At 70.1% G+C, this 19,401-nt stretch carries 19 protein-coding genes; 7 read left to right on the top strand and 12 right to left on the bottom strand.

Going from position 1 to position 19,401, the window contains the following annotated elements; all coding sequences use genetic code 11:
* Window positions 1-22: 22 nt before the first annotated feature.
* From BC358_RS21605 to BC358_RS21585, 5 genes are read left to right on the top strand one after another with little or no spacing between them, the layout of a single operon-like run.
* The gene (locus BC358_RS21605) at window positions 23-2,071 is read left to right on the top strand and encodes a site-specific recombinase (RefSeq protein WP_079367444.1); all 2,049 of its coding nucleotides are present in this window, start codon (window positions 23-25) and stop codon (window positions 2,069-2,071) included.
* A 4-nt stretch (window positions 2,072-2,075) separates the two neighbouring features.
* On the top strand, window positions 2,076-3,038 hold the full coding sequence (thiL, locus tag BC358_RS21600; RefSeq protein ID WP_079367420.1) for a thiamine-phosphate kinase: 963 nt from the start codon (window positions 2,076-2,078) through the stop codon (window positions 3,036-3,038).
* 34 nt (window positions 3,039-3,072) lie between these two features.
* Window positions 3,073-3,603: a phosphatidylglycerophosphatase A gene (locus tag BC358_RS21595; protein WP_079367419.1), complete on the top strand. Its 531-nt coding sequence runs from the start codon at window positions 3,073-3,075 to the stop codon at window positions 3,601-3,603.
* Window positions 3,604-3,606: 3 nt separating this feature from the next.
* Window positions 3,607-4,095, top strand: a complete 489-nt coding sequence (locus BC358_RS21590) for a CinA family protein (protein WP_066156705.1) — start codon at window positions 3,607-3,609, stop codon at window positions 4,093-4,095.
* Window positions 4,096-4,103: 8 nt separating this feature from the next.
* Window positions 4,104-5,279 carry a DNA alkylation repair protein gene (locus BC358_RS21585; RefSeq protein WP_079367418.1) on the top strand — a complete coding sequence of 392 codons (1,176 nt, stop codon included), beginning with the start codon at window positions 4,104-4,106 and terminating at the stop codon, window positions 5,277-5,279.
* A gap of 18 nt (window positions 5,280-5,297) precedes the next feature.
* On the opposite strand, the gene BC358_RS21580 is transcribed toward BC358_RS21585, so the two are convergent.
* Window positions 5,298-6,077 (bottom strand): UPF0149 family protein, encoded by a 780-nt coding sequence (locus tag BC358_RS21580; protein WP_079367417.1) that lies wholly within the window; start codon window positions 6,075-6,077, stop codon window positions 5,298-5,300.
* Between the two features lie 61 nt (window positions 6,078-6,138).
* Here BC358_RS21580 and BC358_RS21575 point away from each other — a divergent pair, with 61 nt between their 5' ends.
* Window positions 6,139-7,758, top strand: a complete 1,620-nt coding sequence (locus tag BC358_RS21575; RefSeq protein ID WP_066157141.1) for an FMN-binding glutamate synthase family protein — start codon at window positions 6,139-6,141, stop codon at window positions 7,756-7,758.
* 3 nt (window positions 7,759-7,761) lie between these two features.
* Here the strand turns inward: BC358_RS21575 and BC358_RS21570 are convergent, their stop codons facing one another.
* The 8 genes from BC358_RS21570 to argS all read right to left on the bottom strand — a co-directional run bounded on the left by BC358_RS21570 (window position 7,762) and on the right by argS (window position 15,780).
* Window positions 7,762-8,199: a putative toxin-antitoxin system toxin component, PIN family gene (locus BC358_RS21570; RefSeq protein ID WP_079367416.1), complete on the bottom strand. Its 438-nt coding sequence runs from the start codon at window positions 8,197-8,199 to the stop codon at window positions 7,762-7,764.
* Entirely contained in the window at window positions 8,196-9,524 is a 1,329-nt protein-coding gene (locus BC358_RS21565) for a class I SAM-dependent RNA methyltransferase (protein ID WP_079367415.1), read from the bottom strand. The genes BC358_RS21570 and BC358_RS21565 overlap by 4 nt, the downstream gene beginning before the upstream one ends.
* On the bottom strand, window positions 9,521-11,140 hold the full coding sequence (locus BC358_RS21560; RefSeq protein ID WP_079367414.1) for an RNA polymerase factor sigma-54: 1,620 nt from the start codon (window positions 11,138-11,140) through the stop codon (window positions 9,521-9,523). Before BC358_RS21560 ends, BC358_RS21565 begins: the two co-directional genes overlap by 4 nt.
* Before the next feature lie 12 nt (window positions 11,141-11,152).
* Entirely contained in the window at window positions 11,153-11,902 is a 750-nt protein-coding gene (gene lptB / locus BC358_RS21555) for an LPS export ABC transporter ATP-binding protein (protein WP_066156716.1), read from the bottom strand.
* 35 nt (window positions 11,903-11,937) lie between these two features.
* Window positions 11,938-12,537, bottom strand: a complete 600-nt coding sequence (gene lptA / locus BC358_RS21550; RefSeq protein ID WP_143434397.1) for a lipopolysaccharide transport periplasmic protein LptA — start codon at window positions 12,535-12,537, stop codon at window positions 11,938-11,940.
* A 177-nt stretch (window positions 12,538-12,714) separates the two neighbouring features.
* Window positions 12,715-13,353 carry a thiol:disulfide interchange protein DsbA/DsbL gene (locus tag BC358_RS21545; RefSeq protein ID WP_066156722.1) on the bottom strand — a complete coding sequence of 213 codons (639 nt, stop codon included), beginning with the start codon at window positions 13,351-13,353 and terminating at the stop codon, window positions 12,715-12,717.
* Window positions 13,354-13,423: 70 nt separating this feature from the next.
* On the bottom strand, window positions 13,424-14,092 hold the full coding sequence (locus tag BC358_RS21540; protein WP_066156725.1) for an SPOR domain-containing protein: 669 nt from the start codon (window positions 14,090-14,092) through the stop codon (window positions 13,424-13,426).
* A 14-nt stretch (window positions 14,093-14,106) separates the two neighbouring features.
* On the bottom strand, window positions 14,107-15,780 hold the full coding sequence (argS, locus tag BC358_RS21535) for an arginine--tRNA ligase (protein ID WP_079367412.1): 1,674 nt from the start codon (window positions 15,778-15,780) through the stop codon (window positions 14,107-14,109).
* 115 nt (window positions 15,781-15,895) lie between these two features.
* Between argS and BC358_RS21530 the strand changes: the two genes are divergently transcribed.
* Window positions 15,896-16,267, top strand: a complete 372-nt coding sequence (locus BC358_RS21530) for a PsiF family protein (protein ID WP_066156734.1) — start codon at window positions 15,896-15,898, stop codon at window positions 16,265-16,267.
* Here BC358_RS21530 and BC358_RS21525 read toward each other — a convergent pair whose 3' ends face one another.
* The 3 genes from BC358_RS21525 to BC358_RS21515 are packed head-to-tail and all read right to left on the bottom strand — an operon-like array spanning window position 16,268 to window position 19,378.
* Window positions 16,268-17,176 carry an HTH-type transcriptional regulator ArgP gene (locus BC358_RS21525; RefSeq protein ID WP_079367411.1) on the bottom strand — a complete coding sequence of 303 codons (909 nt, stop codon included), beginning with the start codon at window positions 17,174-17,176 and terminating at the stop codon, window positions 16,268-16,270.
* 43 nt (window positions 17,177-17,219) lie between these two features.
* A complete protein-coding gene (gene eutC / locus BC358_RS21520; RefSeq protein WP_079367410.1) occupies window positions 17,220-18,047 on the bottom strand; it encodes an ethanolamine ammonia-lyase subunit EutC in 828 nt (275 codons plus the stop codon).
* The gene (locus BC358_RS21515) at window positions 18,044-19,378 is read right to left on the bottom strand and encodes an ethanolamine ammonia-lyase subunit EutB (protein WP_373270152.1); all 1,335 of its coding nucleotides are present in this window, start codon (window positions 19,376-19,378) and stop codon (window positions 18,044-18,046) included. The genes eutC and BC358_RS21515 overlap by 4 nt, the downstream gene beginning before the upstream one ends.
* Window positions 19,379-19,401: the final 23 nt, after the last annotated feature.

Below are 19,401 nucleotides of genomic sequence, written 5' to 3'. Positions count from 1 at the left end.
AGGCCGGGCTGTGACCAGCGCTGTGGACCCGGTCCGACTGCTCGACCGGCTGGACCCCGGGGCGCCGCTGGCCGAGCGGCACCTCTGGCTGATCGAGGTGCTGCAATGGGTGCGCGGCACCGACGGCGATGCCCGGGCCAGCGTGGCCCGGTTGCAGGTGCTGCTGGACACCGCCCAGGCACGCCCAGGCTGGGTGCGCCGCTGGCGCGCCTGGTGGCGCCGCTTCACCGACACCGTGGACCTGGCGCCGCTGCTGGCCGACCACGGCTTCGCCCCGCGCACCGCCTTCCTGAGCGAATTCGGCCACCGCGTGCGCAAGAAGCTGCTGCCCGGCACGCCCGAGACCACCGACCTGGGCGCGCTGTTCGACCTGCTGCTGCCCACGGCCGACGATGTGCGCTGGCTGCGCGCCCTGGACAGCCAGACGCTGCACCGGCTGCACGCGCTGCTGTTCAGCCCGAGTCCTGACGAACCAGCGGCCACCGGAGCCGGCCTGTGGGAACGGTCCCTGCTGGATGCGCTGGTGTTCTGCGTGGGCCAGATCACCGCCACCGGCTACGCGGCCGAGATCCGCGTGCGCATGTCCGAGGCCGCCAAGTCGGAGCGCACCTTCCACCAGCTGCCGGTCGACATGGAAGACCTGCGCGACGCGGTGCTGGCCCATGGCGTGCACAGCGCCGAGGTGCAGGCCGCGGCCACCCACCTGCGCACGCAGCTGGATGCCTGCCGCCACGCGGCCTACTCGGTCTACACCCACCTGGACGCCCACGGCGTCTCGGTCGGCATCGTGTTCCGGCTGCGCCAGCTGCGCGAGCGCGTGCTGCGCGCCAAGTCCCTGCTGGACTGCCTGCAGTCGGCCCAGCCCGAGCGCGCCACGGCGGCCCTGCTGGCCGACCTGGCCCAGATGGGCCACGACAACCGCAGCCTGCGCGCGCTGATCGCCAGCAGCTCGCACCTGACCGCGGCCAAGGTGGCCGAGCGCAGCGCCGAGAGCGGGGAGCACTACATCACCCGCGACGCGGCCGAATACCGGCAAATGCTGGGCAAGGCGGCCGGCGGCGGCGCGCTGATCGGCATCACCACCTGGGTCAAATTCGCGCTGTATGGTCTGGGCCTGTCGCTGTTCTGGAACGGCTTTGCCGCCGGCCTGAACTACGCCTTCTTCTTCGTGCTGGTGCAGCTGCTGCACTGGACCGTGGCGACCAAGCAGCCGGCGGTGACGGCGCCGGCCATGGTGGCCAAGCTGCGCGACATCCGCCAGCCCGGCGCGGTGCGGCGCTTCGTCGACGAGGTGGCCAACCTGCTGCGTTCGCAGATCGCGGCCATTCTGGGCAACGTCGGCCTGGTGATCCCGGTGGTCATGCTGATCAGCGGTCTGCTGAGCGCGTTCACCGGCGCGTCCATGATCGACGCCGAGAAGGCGCAGCACGTGCTGCACGACATGCAGCTGCTGGGGCCGACCGCGCTGTTTGCCGCCCTCACCGGCGTGCTGCTGTTCTCCTCCAGCATCATCGCGGGCTGGGTCGAGAACTGGTTCGTGTTCCACCGCCTCGACTCGGCGATCCGGCACAACCCGCGCACCACCCGCTGGCTGGGGCGCGCGCGCGCCGACCGCTGGGCCGGCTTCCTGCGCCGCAACATCTCCGGTCTGGCGGCCAACATCTCGCTGGGCCTGATGCTGGGCATCGTGCCGGCCTTTGCCGAGTTCTTCGGCCTGGGCCTGCAGGTGCGCCACGTCACGCTGTCTGCCGGTCAGGTGGCGGCAGCCGCCATGTCGCTGGGCGGGGACGTGCTGCGCGAGCCGGCGTTCTGGTCGGCCGTGGCCGGCGTGGCCGTGGTCGGCCCGATCAACCTGGCGGTGAGCTTCTACCTGGCGTTCCGGCTGGCGCTGAAGGCACAGGCGATCAACGACGCGCACCGCAGCCGCATCTACGCCGCCCTGCGCCACCGCCTGCGCCACGCACCGCTGAGCTTCCTGCTGCCGCCGCGCCCTGGCGCGGAACCACCGCCGGACGCGAGCGACGACGGTTTGAGCGCCGACGCCCCCGACACCGAAACCACACGGGGCTGACGGCGTGGGCGAGTTCGAGCTGATCCGTCGGCATTTCCAGCGCGCGAAGTCCGGGCCGGCGGTGGCGCTGGGCATTGGCGACGACTGCGCCCTGCTCACGCCCAGCCCTGGTCACCAGCTCGCCATCTCCAGCGACATGCTGGTAGAGGGTCACCACTTCTTTCCCGATGTCGACCCGCAAGCACTGGGCCACAAGGCGCTTGCGGTCAATCTCAGCGATCTCGCGGCCATGGGCGCCCGGCCCCTGGGTTTCACGCTGGCGCTGGCCCTGCCCCAGGCCGACGACGGCTGGCTGCACGCCTTCTCTGACGGCCTGCTGGCCCTGGCCGATGACCACGGCTGCCCTCTGGTGGGCGGCGACACCACGCGTGGCCCGCTGAACCTCTGCATCACGGTGTTCGGCGAAGTGACACCCGGACACGCGCTGCGCCGCGATGCCGCCCGGGCCGGCGACGAGCTCTGGCTGAGCGGTCGCACCGGCGAGGCGCGGCTGGCGCTGGAGCGGCTGCGTGGCACCGCCTGGGCGCTGGCGGCACCGGACGACGAGGCCCTGTGCCGCCAGCGGCTGGAGCGGCCAGCGCCCAGGCTGGCGCTGGGCCAGGCGCTGGCCGGTGTGGCGCACGCCGCCCTTGACCTCAGCGACGGACTGGCCGGTGACCTCGGCCACATCCTCGCGGCCAGCGGCGTCGGCGCCGAAATCGACCTGGCCGCGCTGCCGGTGGCGCCGGCCCTGCAACCGCTGGCCGACGCGGACCGCCTGGAGTGTCTGCTCAACGGCGGCGACGACTACGAGCTGCTGTTCACCGCTCCCGCGTCGGCGCGGGACCACATCCTGCGCGCGGGCACCGCCAGTGCCACCCCGGTGCAACGCATCGGTTGCATCACCGCCGAAGCAGGGTTGCGCCTGCTCGGACCGGACGGCCGCGTGCGGCCGATGAGCGCCCGCAGCTACGACCATTTCGCCTGAGTGCTGGCCGCGACGCGGAACCGATAATCCCGCCATGTCCGAGACCCTGGCCGCCGACGCTCCCACACCGGTCATTCACCGGCCCGACCTGAAATTCCTGCTCGCCCACCCGGCGCACTTCATCGCCCTGGGCGCCGGTTCGGGCCTGTCGCGCGCCGCGCCCGGCACCGTCGGCACGCTCTGGGCCTGGGCGGCGTTCGTGCTGCTGCAGCCCCTCATGACCGACCTGCGCTGGGCGGCGCTGATCGGGGCCGCCACCCTGGTCGGCTGGTGGGCCTGCACCGTCACCGCGCGGCACATGCGCATCGCCGACTCGGGCCACATCGTCTGGGACGAGGTGGTCGCCTTCTGGCTGGTGCTCTGGCTGGTGATGCCCACGGGCTTCTGGGGCCAGCTCGTCGCCTTTGCGCTGTTCCGGCTGTTCGACGCCGTGAAGATCGGTCCCATGGCCTGGGCCGACCGCACCTTCAAGGGCTTCGGCCCGCGCGGCGGCTTCGGCATCCTGCTCGACGACTTCGCGGCCGCCCTGTGCACGCTGCTCGTCATCGCCCTCTGGAAGTACTGACCCATGCACCCCATTCCGACCCTGGTGGAACAGCTGGCCATGGCCCTGCGGGCGCGCGGCCAGATGATGGCGACCGCCGAGAGCTGCACCGGCGGCCTGATCGCCGGCGCCTGCACCGAGATCAGCGGTTCCAGCGACTGGTTCGAGCGCGGCTTCGTGACCTATTCCAACGCCGCCAAGTGCGAGCTGCTGGGCGTGCCGGCCGCGCTGATCGAGGCGCATGGCGCGGTCAGCGAGGCGGTCGCCCGCACGATGGCCGCGGGCGCGGTGGCGAACGCGCACGCGCACTGGTCGGTGGCGGTCACCGGCATCGCCGGCCCCACGGGCGGCACCGCCGACAAGCCGGTGGGCACGGTCTGGTTCGGCTGGGCCACGCCCGAAGGCGTGTTCACCGAGCACCGCCGATTCGACGGCGACCGCGCCACCGTGCGGCAGGCCACCGTGGCGCACGCGCTGGACGGGCTGCTGCGGCGGCTGTCGCAACACCCCTGAGCCGTGGCATGGCCGAGCCGTTCAAGAACCTGATCAGCACCCGCACCGTCGACACCGCGGGCCGCCACCTGCAGCGCGTGTGGCCCCGCTTCAACCGCGCTGCGTTCGAGCAGCAGGCGGCCAGCGGGCTGGATGCGCTCGAATTCAAGGCCCGCGCGATGCAGCTGGCCGACGCCCTGGAGGCCACGCTGCCGGACCGCTTCGCACACGCCGCGGACCTGATCGAGGCCAGCCTCGCGCCACCGACCGCGCTCGACGCCGAGGGCGAACCGGTGGGCCTGGCCAACAACGAACACGGCGAGACCGACGAACCCGGCCTGCGCGGCTGGGTGGTCTGGTCGCTGGCGGAGTTCGTGGCGCGGCGCGGCATGGGCGACCTGCCCCGTGCCCTGGCCTGCCTGCACGCCCTGACCCAGCGCTTCTCGTCCGAGTTCGCGATCCGCCCGTTCATCCAGCGCCATCCGGACGCCGTGTTCGCGACCCTGGCACAGTGGGTTCATGATCCCAGCGCCCACGTGCGCCGGCTGGTCAGCGAAGGCTCGCGCCCCCGCCTGCCCTGGGGCCTGCGGCTGCAGGCGCTGGTGGCCGATCCGGCGCCGACGCTGCCCCTGCTGCGCGCCCTGCAGGACGACCCCAGTGCCTATGTGCGACGCAGCGTCGCCAACCACCTCAACGACATCGCCAAAGACCATCCGGACCTCGTCGCAGCCTGGGTGCAGACCCACCGGCCCAGCGCGGGCGCGCAGCGGGAGGCGCTGCTGCGCCACGCCAGCCGCGGCCTGATCAAGCAGGGCCATGCACCCACCCTGGCGGTCTGGGGCCTGGCGCGCGGACTGGAGGGCGAGGCCCGGCTGCAGCTGTCGGCGCACCGAGCCTCCGTCGGCGGAGACATCGGACTGCAAGCGCAACTGCACAGCACGGCGGCGACCCCGCAGACCCTGGTGGTCGACTACCTGGTGCACCACGTGCGCGCCAACGGCGGCACCAGCCCCAAGGTGTTCAAGGGCTGGAAGCTGGTGCTGGCGCCGGGCGAACGCTGCACCCTGAGCAAGCGCCACAGCCTGCGCCCGGTCACCACCCGCACCCTCTACCCGGGCCGGCACCGCATCGAGCTGCAGGTCAACGGCGAGGTGTGCGCCGAGGCCGCGTTCGAACTTACGGCCCAGGAACCGGAAGGCGGCTGAGCCCCTTTCGGGTGGCGCTCAGGCGCCGTGGCACTTCTTGAATTTCTTGCCGCTGCCACAGGGGCATGGGTCGTTGCGGCCGGGTTCGGCCGACTTGCGCACGGGGTCCACGCGCGGCCCCAGGCTCTGCCAGATCTGGTGCAGGTCGTAGACCGCCCAGATCGCCGACCCGAAGGCATTGGCGCGCGACTCGCTCACGCTGGGTGGCCCTTCTTCGGCGTGCATGTTGAACGCGGGCTGGCCGGTGTCGTCCTCGGTCAGCACCACGATGGCGTCGAGCGCCTCATCGATCCAGCCGGCGGTCTCGGCGTCGCGCGGCGGCGCCCACTCCTCCTCCCAGTTCTCGACCACGAACATGAAGCCCAGCGCCCAGACCTGGCCGAAGGCCGGCAGCGGCTGCCCCTCGATCTCGGCCCGCTCCGCCTCGGGCAACATCGCCACCGCGCCGCGCACGTCCATCACCTCTGGGTGGTAGGCGCGTTCGTCGTCGAGCGATTCGACCTTGGCCGCGAGCGATGCCGCCACCTCGTTCCAGCGCCGCGTCCACAGGTCCCTGAACAGGGTGGCCTGCTCGGCGTCCTTGAACGACAGGTCACCCTCGTCCTCGCCGACGCCCACCACCACGGGCAGGGCTTCTTCGGCGCTCACCGGGCGGCGGGTGCACAGCAGGGCCGCGATCGCGCCTTCGCAGAACTCCCATTGCGGCACCTCCTCGTCGCCGACACGAAGGTCGTCCAGGATCGCCTCCAGGGCATCAAACTCGGCGTTGTCCATGGGGGGCAGGTTGTCAAAGCTCATCGGATCGGGGTGGGGTCTTAAGATGCGGGCCAGTGTAGCCGCGCCACCCAGGATGCCCGACATGCTCGACCGCCTCAACGCCCTCTATCCCGTGCGGTACACCGCCCTCGCGCTGTGCGTGGTGTGCGCCCTGCTGAGCCTGTTCACCCTGGTCGGCTTCGGCATCGGCGGCTTCTGGTTCCTGGTGTTCACCGGCCTCTCGGTCCTGGGCTACCGGGACCTGCGCCAGACCAAGAGCGCGGTGCTGCGCAACTATCCCGTCATCGGCCACCTGCGCTTCATGCTGGAGAAAATCCGGCCCGAGATGCGCCAGTACTTCATCGAAGGCGACACCGAGGCCGCACCGTTCTCGCGCAGCCAGCGCAGCCTGGCCTACGCGCGCGCCAAGGGCGAAACCGACAAGCGGCCCTTCGGCACCCAGCTCGATGTCAAGGCCGATGGCCACGAGTGGCTGAACCACTCGCTGGCGCCGACCCACCTGGACTCGCACGATTTCCGCATCACCATCGGCGGCCCGGCCTGCGCCCAGCCCTACGAAGCGAGCGTGTTCAACATCTCGGCCATGAGCTTCGGCGCGCTCTCGGCCAACGCCATTCAGGCGCTCAACAGCGGCGCGCAGCAGGGGCGCTTTGCCCACGACACCGGCGAAGGCTCCATCAGCAGCTGGCACCGGCTGCACGGCGGCGACCTGGTCTGGGAAATCGGCTCCGGCTACTTCGGCTGCCGCGACGAACAGGGCCGCTTCAACGACGACCGGTTCAAGGCCAACGCGCTGGACCCGCAGGTGAAGATGATCGAGCTCAAGCTCAGCCAGGGCGCCAAGCCGGGTCACGGCGGTGTGCTGCCCGGCACCAAGGTGACGCCCGAGATCGCGGCCGCGCGCGGGGTGCCGGTGGGCCAGGACTGCATCTCGCCGGCGGCGCACAGCGCGTTCTCCACGCCCATCGAGATGCTGCGCTTCATCGCCCACCTGCGCGAGCTCTCGGGCGGCAAGCCCACCGGCTTCAAGCTCTGCATCGGCCACCCCTGGGAGTGGTTTGCCATCGTCAAGGCGATGCTGGAAACTGGCCTCACGCCCGACTTCATCGTGGTCGATGGCGCCGAGGGCGGCACCGGCGCCGCCCCGCTGGAGTTCACCGACCACGTGGGCGCGCCGCTGCAGGAGGGCCTGCGCCTGGTGCACAACACCCTGGTGGGCGTGAACCTGCGCGACCGCATCAAGATCGGCGCCTCCGGCAAGATCGTCAGCGCCTTCGACATCGCGCGCGCCATGGCCATCGGCGCGGACTGGTGCAACAGCGCACGCGGCTTCATGTTCGCGCTGGGCTGCATCCAGGCCCAGAGCTGCCACACCGGACAGTGCCCGACCGGCGTCAGCACGCAGGATCCGATGCGCCAGCAGGCCCTGGTGGTGCCCGACAAGGCCACGCGGGTCTTCAACTTCCACCAGAACACCCTCAAGGCCCTGCAGGAGCTGGTGCAGGCCGCCGGGCTCCAGCACCCCGGCGAGATCAGCGCCCAGCACATCGTGCGCCGCGTCAACGAGAACGAGGTCCGGCTGCTGTCCAACCTGCTGCCGACCGTGGCGCCCGGCGCGCTGCTGGGCGACATCCACAGCCTGCACCCGGTGTTCACCACCTACTGGCCCAGCGCCAGCGCCGAACAGTTCGCGCAGGTCTGAGGGTCAGGCGCCCGGTGTGCACGCCGGCCACTGCCGGCCGACCGCCACACCCAGCGTCGCCAGCCGCTTGCGCATGCACAGCACCGCCTTGTCCTTGCTCAGCAGCGTGGCGCGGTGTTGCACGGCGAGGTCGATGAACTGCTGGTCGTCGCCGTCCTTGCAGGTGTAGGGCGCCTTGGGCGCCAGGTCCACGATCTGCGCGCGCGCGTCGAACGCCGCCAGCACCCCCTCGGCGGTCAGGGCGCGGGACGCCAGGCGCTTGAGCACCTGCGGGTAGTCCAGCACGCGCCGCAGTTCCTCGCGCATCACCGGCGTCGCCAGCCAGCGCGTCTGCGCGTCGGCCAGCCGCTCGCGCAGCGGCACCGTGGCGGGATCTTCGTAGACGAACAGGTCGAGCACGACGTTGGTGTCGAGCACCAGCACCGTCGTCGAGGCGGTCATGCCGATGGCTCGGCCGGCGCGCGCCGTGCGGTGAGGTCGAAGCGGAACAGCCGGCACTCGATGGGACCGTTCCACAGCGGCACGCGGCGCGACTCCTTGAAACGCATCTTGCCGGGCAGCTTGAGGTCGGGCGTGAGCAACCAAGCGCTCCAGCCGGCGTAGTGGCTCTTCCAGTGCGTGGCCAGCTGTGCGAAGAAATCGCTGCCGTCGCTGCCATCGGCCATCTGGGCGCTCTCGCGGCCTAAGCCGGGCTCGGGAGCGGCCTTGGCACCCACGGTGAAGGTGCGGGGCGCACGCGCACCGCGTTCGGCCGCCCGCACCTGGGCGCTCTGCCCTGCCACCCCGGCAGCCGCAATGCGCTCGCCATAGGGCGGGTTCAGCAGCATCACGCCGGGCTTGTCGGTCGGCGGCATGCGCTGCAGCGCGTCACCGCCACGCAGCTCCATCGCGAAGGCCACACCCGCGCGTTCGGCGTTGCGCTGCGCGAAGTCGACCATGCGGAAGGCCACGTCACTGCCGAACACGATGGGCTTGCGCCCGGCCGGCCACTCGCGGCGCTGCTTCGCGGCCTCGTCCTTGAGGGCGTGCCAGACGTGTGGCTGGAACGGCAGCAGCTTCTCGAACGCGAAGCGGCGCTGCAGACCGGGAGCGACCCGCAGCGCGATCTGTGCCGCCTCGATCGCCACCGTGCCGCTGCCGCAGCAGGGGTCGTACAGCGGCACGATGTCGTCCAGCGATTCGGCTTCGGCACCGTTCCAGCCGGTGGCGGCGATCATGGCCGCGGCCAGCGTTTCCTTCAGCGGCGCGTCGCCCTTGTCCTCGCGCCAGCCGCGCTTGAACAGCGGCTCGCCCGAGGTGTCGATGTAGAGGCTCACCGTGTCGGTGGTCAGGTGGGCGTAGAGCCGCACGTCGGGCCAGGTGGTGTTGACGCTGGGGCGCTCGCCGCGCTTGTCGCGGAAGCGGTCGCAGACTGCGTCCTTGATCTTGAGCGCCGCGAAGTTCAGGCTCTTGAGCGGGCTGTGCTGCGCCGTGACCTCGACCTTGATCGTCTGCTGCGGCGTGAACCAGATTTCCCAGGCGACCTCGCTGGCGGCCGCGTACAGGTCGTTCTCGCTGCGGTAGCCACCGTGCCAGAGCTGCACCAGCACGCGCTGCGCGAGCCGGCAGTGCAGGTTGAGCTTGAGCGCGTCGCGCCAGGACGCCAGCAGCGCCACACCGGCGCGCGACTTCTGCACCGCGGTCTCGCCCGTGATGCGCGTGACTTCGGCGGCGAGGTAGTCCTCCACGCCGGCGGCGCAGGGGAGGAAAAGATTCAATTGGTTCAAAGCGCTTTTCTCAGGTTCGCCGGCGCGATGCGCAGCGCCTCGCGGTATTTCGCGACCGTGCGGCGCGCGCACTCGATGCCCTGCTCCTTGAGCAGGTCCGAGAGCTGGTTGTCGGACAGCGGCTTGGTCGGCTCTTCGGACGCGATGAACTGCTTGAGCAGGGCGCGCACCGCCGTGCTCGACGCATTGCCGCCGGTCTCGGTTCCCAGGCTGGAGCCGAAAAAGTACTTGAGCTCGTAGGTGCCGAACGGCGTGGCCATGTACTTGGCCGTGGTCACGCGGCTGATGGTCGACTCGTGCAGGCCCAGCTCGTCGGCGATCTCGCGCAGCACCAGCGGGCGCATGGCCAGTTCGCCGTGCATGAAGAAGTTGCGCTGGCGCTCGACGATGGCGCTGGAGACGCGCAGGATGGTGTCGAAGCGCTGCTGGATGTTCTTGATGAACCAGCGCGCTTCCTGCAGCCGCTGCTGCATGGCCGCGTGGCCCGCTTCGCCGCCGGCCTCGCGCCGCCCCCGCAGGGCGTTGGCATAGACGTCGTGCACGCGCAGGCGCGGCATCACCTCGGCGTTGAGCGAGACCTTGAAACCGCGACCGGCGCGGGTGACGATCACGTCGGGCACCACCACGTTGCGCTCGACGTCGACGAAGCGCCGGCCCGGCTTGGGCTCCAGGCGGGCGATCAGCGCCAGCGCGGCGCGCACGGTCTCGTCGTCGTGCCCGGTGGCCGCACACAGGCGCTTGATGTCGCGCTTGGCCATCAGCTCCAGCGGCTGCTCGCAGATCGCCAGCGCCGCGCGGGCGGAGGGCGTGTTGCGCAGCTCCATGATCTGCAGCCGCAGGCACTCGCCCAGGTCGCGCGCGCCCACGCCCGTGGGCTCCATCTGCTGCAGCCACTGCAGGGCCATGCCCAGGCGCTGCTCAATGGCCTCGACTTCGTCGAAGCGCGGCTCTTCGTCGGCCGGCCGGCCCGCGGTCAGGCGCCAGCAGGCGCGCGCCAGCTCGTGCAGGCTGTCCTCCAGATACCCGTCGTCGTTGAGCGACTCGATCAGGAAGTACAGCGCCGCGCTGTCCTCGTCCGACAGGCGCAGGCAGCGCGCCTGCTCGTGCAGCTGGTCCTGAAGGCTAACCGGCACACGGGCCAGGTCGGCGGCCGTGGCGGTGTCGTCGTCGTCACCGCCGGAACCGCTGTTGCGCGCGGGTGCATCGCCGCCCCATTCGCTGTCGTCGGGCGCCATCTCGACGGTGCCGTCGCCTTCCCAGCTTTCTTCGACCGGCGCGGCGCCGTCCAGCCGACTCTCGACCTCGTCGCTGGCGCTGTCTGCGCTGTCGGCCTGGGTGGTGCGGGTGTCCGGTTCGGCGCTGCGCAGCTCGACCACCGGCTGCGCCGCTTCTTCCAGCTGCTCGCCGGCGACCACCGGTGCGTCCGCGGTCTGCACGCCGAAATCTTCGCGATCGGCCACTTCCTCGCCCCGTTCCAGGAACGGGTTCTCGTCGAGCATCTGCTCGACTTCCTGAGCCATCTCCAACGTGGACAGCTGCAACAGGCGGATCGACTGCTGCAGTTGCGGCGTGAGCGCGAGGTGCTGCGACACCCGCAGCGACAGACCTTGCTTCATCGGCTCATTCCGTCACATGCGGAAGTTCTCGCCCAGGTAGACGCGGCGCACCTCGGCGTTTTCGATGATCTCGGCGGTGGTACCGCTGGCCAGCACATGACCGTCGCTGATGATGTAGGCGTGGTCGCAGATGCCCAGGGTTTCGCGCACGTTGTGGTCGGTGATCAGCACACCGATGCCGCGCGACTTGAGGAAACTGATGATGTGCTGGATCTCCAGCACCGCGATCGGGTCGATGCCGGCGAAGGGCTCGTCCAGCAGGATGAACCGCGGCCGGGTGGCCAGCGCGCGGGCGATCTCCACGCGACGGCGCTCACCGCCCGAGAGGGCGGGCGCGGGCGAATCGCGCAGGTGGTCGACGCGCAGCTCCTTGAGCAGCTCGTCCAGCCGGGCATCGATCTCGCGCGCGGACAGCGGCTGGCCGTTCGCGTCCTGCTGCAGCTCCAGCACGGCGCGCACGTTCTGCGCCACCGTGAGCTTGCGGAAGATCGAGGCTTCCTGCGGCAGGTAGCCCAGCCCCAGCCGGGCACGGCGGTGGATGGGCAGGGACTCGATGCGGTGACCGTCCAGCAGGATCTCGCCACCATCGGCCCGCAGCAGGCCGACGATCATGTAGAACGACGTGGTCTTGCCGGCGCCGTTGGGACCCAGCAGTCCCACCACCTCGCCCTTGTCCACCGACAGGGACACGTCCTTGACCACCTTGCGGCTGCCATAGGACTTCTTGAGTCCCCGGACCTCCAGACGGCTGTGCGACGGCATGCCGCCCGACGGACTGGCGCTGGCGACGGTCTCCGTCACTTCTTGGGCTCGGTGATCTTGCCGCTGGGACGCAGCGTGGCCGGATCGGTCGCCGGGGCGGCGGGGCCGTTCTTCTCCTCTTCCGGGATCGGCGTGAGCATGGCGCGCACGCGGCCGGTGGGGTTGGCAGCGGTCTTGCTGGTGTCCCCACCCTTGACCGTGAACACCTCGGTCAGGCTGTTGTAGAGGATCTCGCTGCCCACGCTCTGGTCGTTGAGCAGGGTGCCGCGGTAGCGGCGCAGCACCGCGCGACCGGTGAACAGCACCGTCTGCGCCTTGCTGTCGTATTCGATGCGATCACCCTCGCCCTCGATCCATTCGTCCACGCCTTCCCGCTTCTGGCGGAAGAAACCGGCCTTTTCGGGGGTGCCCAGCAGCAGACCGTACTGATTGCCTTGCGGGTCCTGGCGCACGTCCAGCTTGGCACCGCGCATCAGGATGGTGCCCTTGGTGATCACCACGTTGCCTGTGAACACGCTGGTCTGGCGTGTCTCTTCGTAGCGCAGCGCATCGGCCTCCACGTTCATGGGCTTGTCCTTGTCGGCCTTTTCGGCCAGCGCCAGCAGGGGCAGCATCAGGCCAATGACGGCCAACATCCGGGCGATGGAACGGGGGGTTGGTGCGTGTGGGTGCATGGCGTTTGAGGGCACAGATCTTGCATTCATTGTAGCGGCGCCCAGAGCGTTTCGCCGCTGCGCCGGCACATTGTGCCCGCCATGAAACCAGGAAGCCCGCACAGGGCGGGCTCCGAAGGGAAGAGGGTCAGAAACCGGTCAGCCTTTGCGGGCCTCGGCAATCAGCGAGTCCGCCACCAGCAGGGTGCGCGGCCCTTGTCCGCCCACATAGAACTTGCCGGCGATGCCCAGGGCGGGCGTGCCTTCCACCTGGTAGGCGTCCTGCAGACCAACGGCCTTCTCCGCCAGCTTGGCAGCCTGGCCATTGAAGATGCCCAGAAACTGCTCGCGGTTGACACCCTGTTTTTCGATCCAGGCGGTGATGGCGGGCGCGGTCGTCAGCGGCTGGCGCTCTTCGTGGATCGCCTTGAACACCTTGACGTGCAGCGTGTCCACCAGGTTCAAGGCCTCCAGCGTGAAGTACAGGCGCTGCATCGGCACGAAGTTCTGGTTGAAGGCCACCGGCATGCGGCGCACCGTCACATGGGCCGGTTTGCGCTTGATCCACTCATGAAAGACCGGTTCAAAGTTGTAGCAGTGGATGCAGCTGTACGCGAAGAACTCGACCACCTCGACCTGCCCCGCCGGGCTCTCGGTCGGCGCCGGCTTGGCCAGCCGCTGGAAATCGGTGCCTTCCTTGAAGGCCACGCGCTGGGCCAGGGCCGGCGACAGGGTCAGCCCGCTGGCGGTGGCGGCACCAGCCACCAGGAGGCTGCGCGAAAAATCTCGACGATGCATGGAATCGGACTCCTTGAAATGACCTGAATCAGGCTCCCGGGACAGCGAAAAGTTCCTCGGTACCGTGCAATCAGCGCTGCACCCGCACCAGCGCCGCTTCCACCCCGTTCACCTCCAGCTGTTCGCGCGTGGCCTCGGCCATGGCCTTCTGGCCAAATGGTCCCATGCGGACACGGAACACGGTGCGCCCCGCCTGCTCGCGTTCGGTGATGGTGGCGTCCATGCCCAGCATGGCCAGCCGTGCTTTCTGCGCCTGCGCCTCTTCGGGAGACTTGAATGCCCCCGCCTGCACGAAGTAGGAGAAGGGGTCGGCCCCCTGCGCAGCCGCGGGCTCCGACGCCCCTCCGGCCTTGGCCCTCATGAGGTCGCCCAGCGGATCGCTGTCCGGCTTGGTGGCCGCGTCAGCGGCTTTGGCGGCCGGCGCCTTGTCGGGCTCCGCCGCTGAGGCGTCCTTCGGTGCCGCGTCGCCGGCGGCCGGCGGGGTCGTTTCGACTGGAGCCGGCAGCGGCGGCGGCTTGTTCACCAACCCGGCGTTCGGGTTCCAGCCCTTGTTGCGTTCGGCCTCGGCCGCATCGTCGGCCGGCTTGCGGGTGACACCGCGGTCCACGAAGGGCACCGGCACGCGCGTCACATACACAGCCACCGAGAGCGCCAGGCCCAGGCCGACGAGCAGGCCAACCACGAAGCCGACCAGGGTGCCACCACGCTGAGCGCGGGCCTGCGGGAATGAAATGTTCATGGGAGGTGGGAGGTTCACATCTTCTGCGGGGCGCTCACGCCCAGCACGGCCAGGCCATTGTGCAACACCTGTGCCGTTGCCCGGACCAGCGCCAGACGGGCGCGTTTGACCGCTTCGTCGTCCACCAGGATGCGCTCGGCGTCGTAGTAGCTGTGGTAGGCCGCGGCCAGCTCGCGCAGGTAGAAGGTCACGTCGTGCGGCGCAAAGCCCTCGGCTGCCGCGGTCAGCATGGCCGGGTACTTGGCCAGCAGCAGCATCAGCGACTGCGCGGCCGGCGTATCCAGGGGCGACAGGTCGGCGCCGGCGAGCGAATCCACGTCACCGCCCCAGGCCGCCAGCACCGAGCAGATGCGCGCGTGGGCGTACTGCACGTAGTAGACCGGGTTGTCGTTGTTCTTCTGCACCGCCAGGTCGACATCGAAGGTGTATTCGGTGTCGGGCTTGCGGCTGAGCAGGAAGAAGCGCACCGCGTCCTTGCTGGTCCACTCGATCAGGTCGCGCAGGGTCACATAGCTGCCAGCGCGCTTGCTGATCTTGACCTCTTCGCCGTTGCGCACCACGCGCACCATGGTGTGCAGCACGTAGTCCGGGTAGCCCTGGGGGATGCCCACGCCCGCGGCCTGCAGGCCGGCGCGCACGCGCGCAATCGTCCCATGGTGGTCGGTGCCCTGGATGTTGATGACCTTGGTGAAGCCGCGCTCCCACTTGGCGATGTGGTAGGCCACGTCGGGCACGAAGTAGGTGTACGAACCGTCGCCCTTGCGCATGACGCGGTCCTTGTCGTCGCCGTACTCGGTGGACTTGAGCCACAGCGCGCCGTCCTGCTCGTAGGTCTTGCCGGCCTCGCGCAGCTTCTGCACCGTCGCGTCCACGCGGCCACTGGTGTAGAGGCTGGATTCGAGGTAGTAGTTGTCGAACTTCACCGCGAAGGCCTTGAGGTCCAGGTCCTGCTCGTGGCGCAGGTAGGCCACGGCGAACAGGCGGATGTCGTCCAGCGCCTCGGGGTCGCCGCTGGCGGTGAATTCGCGGTCGTCGGAATGCACCGTCGTCTTCGCCAGGTAGTCGTTGGCGATGTCCTGGATGTAGTCGCCGTTGTAGGCGGCCTCGGGCCATTCGGCATCACCGGGCTTGAAGCCCTTGATGCGCAGCTGCGTGCTGGTGGCCAGCGTCCCGATCTGCACGCCCGCGTCGTTGTAATAGAACTCGCGGTACACGTCCCAGCCCTGGGTTTCATACAGGCTGCAGATCGCGTCGCCCAGCGCGGCCTGGCGGCCGTGGCCCACGTGCAGCGGGCCGGTGGGGTTGGCCGAGACGAACTCCACCATCAGGCGCTGGCCGTTGGACGGCTGGACGCCGAAGGCCTCGCCGGCCTGCAGCACCTCGGTCACGATGGCCTGCTTGGCCGCGGGCTTGAGCCGCAGGTTCAGGAAGCCGGGCCCGGCGATCTCGATGTCGGCCACCCACTGCTGGTAGACGGGCAGCGCCATCAGCGCGGCCTTGAGCTGCTCGCCCAGCTGGCGCGGGTTGGCTTTCAGCGGTTTGGCCAGCTGCATGGCGGCCGTGACGGCGTAGTCGCCATGGGCGGCGACCTTGGGCGATTCGAAGGCGGCCTTGTCGCCGGCACCGGGCGAGAGCTGGTCCAGCGCCTGCGCGAGGCCGGCCAGCAGTTCCTGTTTGATCTTGAGCATAGGGACGGGATTTTAGGTTCGGGAAAGCCCTGCCCCCGGCTGTCAGACAGCCTTAAGACAAACGCGGGTATCGTTTCCGGGCCCGTTTCGGGCGCTTCACCCCACAAGGCACCACATGAAACAACTGCTGACCCTGCTCGCCCTGACCGGAACCCTCTCCCTGGCCCTCGCCCAGACGGCGGCTCCTGCGGCCGCACCCGCCGCCGCTGCGGCACCCGCTCCCGCCGCGGCACCGGCGGCGGCCCCTGCGGCCGACAAGAAGCCGACCGCCCAGCAGAACCGCATGAAGACCTGCAATGCCGACCCGAAAGCCAAGACGCTCAAGGGCGACGAGCGCAAGGCCTTCATGAGCAAGTGCCTGAGCGGCGAGGAAGAGGCCGGCAACAGCCAGCAGAACAAGATGAAGACCTGCAACGAGGAGGCCGGCAAGAAGGCGCTCAAGGGCGATGTGCGCAAGAAGTTCATGAGCGAGTGCCTGAAGGGCTGATCAGCCCGCCACGGGCGGCAGGGCGGCATGCGCAGCCGCTTTGACCGCCTGCGTCAGCCGCTGCGCCGACAGCGGCTCGCGCGCCCAGTGCTGCCAGTACAGGGTCACGTCCACCGTGGCGCCGGGCAGCACTTCCTGCAGGCCCGGCCGCCCGGGCAGGTTCTGTTCGGGCACCATGCCCCAGCCCAGCCCCAGTTCGATCGCCCGCTCGAAGGCGTCCACCGCCGGCGCGTAGTGGCGCGGGTAGCTGGGCTGCCTCAGGCCGAAGTGCTGCAGCAGGAAGGCGTCCTGCAGCGCGTCCTTGCGATTGAAGATCACCGCCGGCTGGGCCAGCAACCGGTGGGGCGACACCGCCCCGCGCGGTGTGCGGCAGCGCTGCACCACCTCGGGCGCCGCCACACAGCGGTAGCGCATCACGCCCAGCGGCTCGGCCACGCAGCCGCGCATGGGTTCGGCCAGGGTGGTGACGCAGCCGATCACGTCGCCGCTGCGCAGCAGGTCGTGGGTGTGGTCCTGGTCGTCGATCATCACGTCCAGCAGCAGCCGGTGTTTCTGCAGCACCGGCGCCACGCCGGGCAGGAACCAGCTGGCCACGGAGTCGGCGTTGGTCGCCACGCTCAGGCTCTGCCAGGCCGCACCGGCCCGCGACTCGGCCCCGCCCTGGAGCCCCGCCAGCAGGTCGGCCTCCATCATCTGCAGCTGCTTCACATGGGCCAGCAGGGCCTGGCCGGCGGCCGTGGCGCGCACCGCCTTGCCGCGCACCAGCAGGCGCTGACCCAGGTGTTCTTCGAGCGACTTGATGCGCAGCGACACCGCCGCCAGCGTGAGGTTCAGGGCCTGGGCAGCCGGGCCGAAGCCGCGGTGCTCGACCACGGCGGCCAGGGCTTCGAGTTGGCGGGCGTCCAGCATGTCTGATTGAAACTTGAACGAACCAGAAACGGTTCAGCCCAGTTTAACCAGACAGCCCTTGCGTGGAAGTGGCCGCCACCATGGGCAGGCCGCTGTGGTCCTTGAGGCCGACGCCGGTCAGGCCCAGGCGCAGGCCTTCGTGCACCAGCCAGGCCAGGCGCCGCGCGGCGGTCACCGGGTCCTGGCCGGCCGGGCGCACGTTGGAGATGCAGTTGCGTTCGGCGTCGGTGCGGCCGACGCGCGGCGCGTGCGTGAGGTAGATGCCCACGCTGTCGGGCGAACTCAGCCCGGGGCGCTCGCCCACCACCATGGCCACCATGCGGGCACCCAGCAGCTCGCCCACCTCGTCGGCCACCGCCACCCGGGCCTGGCCTACCAGCACCGGCGGGCTCTGCACGAAGGCCCCGCCCAGCGCCTCGCGGATGGCACCGAACAGGGCCACGGTGTGGCGCTGGATGCCCAGGGCCGACAGGCCGTCGCCCACCACCAGGGCCAGGTCGGGCACGGGGTTGTCGGCGCGCCAAGCCTGCAGCGCGGCGACGCTGGCCTCATCCAGCCGGCGCCCCAGGTCGGGGCGCAGCAGGTACTCGTGGCGGTCGTGGGCCCGGCTGCGCAGCCGCAGCGGCGCGGGCCAGCCGTCGGCCTGCAGCTGTCCGGCCAGCAGGTCCATGTCCAGCGGCAGGTGGATGGCGTCGCGCGCCTGCGCATGAGCGAGGGTGAAGTCCAGCACCTCGCGCGTGGGCAAGCTGGCGCCGGCGCGCCCGAGGGCGATGCGCGCGGGCGTGAAACGTCTGAGGTGGGCCCAGGGGTCGGCGCTGACCTCGATGGTGTGGTGCGGTTCGTCCGGCACAGGCGAGAGGTCCTTCGTCATGCGGGCTCCGGCAGGGTCCACAGGCGCTGAGACAGCGGCAGCTGCGCCGAGGCGGGCAGCAGGCGGCCGTCGGCGCCGGTCACGCCCACGCGCTGCAGCCAGGCCTCGAACTCGGGTGCGCGCTTCAGGCCCAGCAGGTCGCGCAGCACCAGCGCATCGTGAAACGAGGTGCTCTGGTAGTTGAGCATCACGTCGTCGGCGCCGGGCACGCCGATCAGGAAGTTCAGCCCCGCGCTGGCCAGCAGCACCATGAGGTTGTCCATGTCGTCCTGGTCGGCCTCGGCGTGGTTGGTGTAGCAGATGTCGCAGCCCATGGGCAGGCCCAGCAGCTTGCCGCAGAAGTGGTCTTCCAGGCCGGCGCGGATGATCTGCTTGCCGTCGTAGAGGTATTCCGGGCCGATGAAGCCGACCACGGTGTTGACCAGCATGGGCCGGTAGCGCCGCGCCACCGCGTAGGCACGCGCCTCGCAGGTCTGCTGGTCCACGCCGTGGTGGGCGTTGGCCGAGAGCGCGCTGCCCTGCCCGGTCTCGAAATACATCACGTTGTCGCCCACCGTGCCGCGCTTGAGTTCAAGCGCCGCGGCGTGCGCCTCGTCCAGCAGTGCCAGCGTGATGCCGAAGGAGCGGTTGGCCGCCTCGGTGCCGGCGATGGACTGGAACACCAGGTCCACCGGCGCGCCGAGCTGCATGGCCTGCATCGTGTTGGTGACGTGGGTGAGCACGCAGCTCTGCGTGGGCACGGCGCCGCGCTCGATGACCTCGGCCAGCACGTGGTTGAGGCGCACCAGGTCGGGCACGCTGTCGGACACCGGGTTGACGCCGATCACCGCGTCGCCCGCGCCATGCAACAGGCCGTCGATCAGGCTGGCGACGATGCCGGCCGGGTCGTCGGTCGGGTGGTTGGGCTGCAGCCGAACGCTCAGGTGGCCGCGCAGGCCCACCGTGTTGCGAAAGCGCGTGACCACCTCGCATTTGCGCGCCACCAGCATCAGGTCCTGGTTGCGCATGATCTTGCTGACCGCGGCCACCATCTCGGGCGTGAGGCCGGGCGAGAGTCGTTCCAGCACCGCGGGCGTGGCCGCATCACTCAGCAGCCAGTCGCGGAAACCGCCCACGGTCAGCCCGCTGACCGGCGCGAAGGCGTCTTGATCGTGGCCGTCGATGATCAGCCGCGTGACCTCGTCGCTCTCGTAGGGAATCAGCGCCTCGTCGAGGAAGCGCTGCAGCGGCACCTCGGCCAGCACCCAGCGCGCGGCCACCCGCTCCTGTTCGGTGGTGGCGGCCAGCCCCGCCAGGGCGTCGCCCGAGCGCAGCGGCGTGGCCTTGGCCATCACCTCGCGCAGGCTGCCGAAGC

Source organism: Hydrogenophaga sp. H7, assembly GCF_002025745.1.
GTDB lineage: Bacteria > Pseudomonadota > Gammaproteobacteria > Burkholderiales > Burkholderiaceae_C > Hydrogenophaga > Hydrogenophaga pseudoflava.
The sequence above is the reverse complement of the archived record's forward strand: the minus strand, read 5'-3'. Positions and strand labels throughout refer to the sequence as shown.